This window comes from Pseudoalteromonas sp. S3260 (genome assembly GCF_005886925.1).
Taxonomy (GTDB): Bacteria; Pseudomonadota; Gammaproteobacteria; order Enterobacterales; family Alteromonadaceae; genus Pseudoalteromonas; species Pseudoalteromonas tetraodonis.
Map to the genome: position 1 here is coordinate 1 of NZ_PNCV01000355.1, position 339 is coordinate 339.

The following is a 339-nucleotide window of genomic DNA, read 5'->3' on the forward strand; positions in this document are numbered from 1 at the left end:
AACTGCCATGCACCTGAAACCACCAGCAACAGGTACTCTTTTAGACCATTCCACAAAGTGCTCAAAATCGGCGTTAGTGGCACCGTCAATATCACCAACGCCATCATAATAAACGCTAGATAGACATTGAATTTACTGAGCACCTGAATACCACGGCGCAGCCCAAAACGAGCTGAAGTAACATACAACGCGGTGATCGCGAGCAGCATTAAGGCACCGACCCAATGTGCATTTAAACTCAAGCCGTAATGCTCAAGTTTAATGGTGACGCCATTTTTCAATAACATACTGGCATTGGCAATGGTGCCCACCACGCCAAAAAAGATGGCGATAATGGCA

1 protein-coding gene is annotated in these 339 nt (G+C 46.3%); it reads right to left on the reverse strand.

Features of this window, described 5'->3' with window-relative positions:
* A partial coding sequence (locus CWC14_RS18775) for a BCCT family transporter (protein WP_171036906.1) occupies nucleotides 1-339 on the reverse strand: 339 nt, incomplete at both ends.